The following is a 1,458-nucleotide window of genomic DNA, read 5'->3' on the forward strand; positions in this document are numbered from 1 at the left end:
GTGTCCCGGGTGGAGGCCGCCACCGGTCGCCGTGGTGGCGGCCGGGGCGGTCGCCGGGGCGGGAGCGGTCAGGGACGACAGGTCGTGGGCGTAGACGCCGGCCGCGTGCGCGATCACGTCGATGGTGGCGTCGAACGCGGCCGTCGAGATGTTGTCCAGGTCGTCGCAGGCCCGGTGGTAGCACGGGTCGTACGGCTGGCCCGCCTCGCCGCCGAAGAGGGCGGCCACCTTCTCGGTCTTGATCCCCTCCGCGCCGGTGAACGCTCCGCCGGAGGGGATGCCGGCCTCGATGAACGGGCCGTAGTCGGACCGGCCGTTGAAGTCGGTGCCGAGGTGGGGGAGGTCGCGGCGGTCGAGGAAGCCGGTGAGCTGCCGCTCCAGCTGGGCCGAGCCGGCCGGGCCGGGGCCCGAGCCGACGCCGTCGGAGTCGTCGCCGTCGTAGACGAACAGCGCGTGGTTCGGCGAGGCGATCATGTCGAAGTTCAGGTAGAGCCGGATGTCCTCGCGCCGGTCGGCGGGCAGGGCGTCCACGTAGGCGGTGGAGCCCAGCAGGCCGAACTCCTCGGCGGACCACCAGGCGAAGCGCACCCGCTGGGCGGGGTGGTGCTCGGCCCGGGCCAGTTCCAGGGCGACCTCCAGGAGGCCGGCCGAGCCGGAGGCGTTGTCGTTGATGCCGGGGCCTTCGGTGACGGAGTCCAGGTGGGCGCCGAGCATCACCGTGCGGGAGGGGTCGCCTCCGCGGGTCTCGGCGGTCACGTTGTGGGTGGTGCGCTGTTCGCGGTGCTCGCGGAGGTCGAGGGTGACGGTGGTGGGCGGGGCGTCCTCGGTGTCCTCGGCCTGCGCGGCGGTCCGGGCCGCTTCGGCCAGGGCCCTGCCGTCCTCGCGGGTGACCCCGCCGGTGGGGACGGCGGCGGCCGAGGGGTCACCGAGGGTGCCGCGCAGGGGGCCCTCGGTGTTGTTGGAGATCAGCGCGGCGACGGCGCCGGCGTCGGCCGCGGCCTTCTGCTTCTCGGTGAACGAGCAGGCGCCGCGCGGGATCAGGACGACCTTGCCGCGCACGTCGTGCGGGGCGTAGTCGGAGGGCTCGCAGCCGGGGGTCTCGTCGCCCTCCTCGGGCAGCGCGGCGAGGGGGGCGGTGAGGCCGCCCTCGGGGGTGGAGACGGTGTACGTCATCAGCGAGACGTCGACGTCGCGGGCGGGGCCGCCGGGGGTGGTGACGCTCAGCCTCTCGGCGAGGGTCTCGGCGAAGGTGAACTCGAAGGGAGTCGAGGCGACCCGGTAGCCGGCGTCGCGCAGGGCGTCGCGCACGTAGGCGGCGGAGGCGTCGCCACCGGGGGTGCCGGCGGCGCGGTGTCCGCCGTGGGTGTCGGCGATGCGCTGGAAGGCGGCGAGGTGGCGGTGTGCGTCGCGGGCGTCCGCGTCACCGGTGAGCGCGGCGGACCAGGGGACCACCGCGAA

General features: G+C 75.3%; 1 protein-coding gene. It reads right to left on the reverse strand.

The window, feature by feature from the left end:
* The coding region (locus HW445_RS30775; protein WP_180224074.1) for a M28 family metallopeptidase at positions 1-1,458 on the reverse strand (1,458 nt) is incomplete at both ends.

It is taken from the genome of Streptomyces sp. UH6 (assembly GCF_013421635.1).
Lineage (GTDB): Bacteria > Actinomycetota > Actinomycetes > Streptomycetales > Streptomycetaceae > Streptomyces > Streptomyces abyssomicinicus.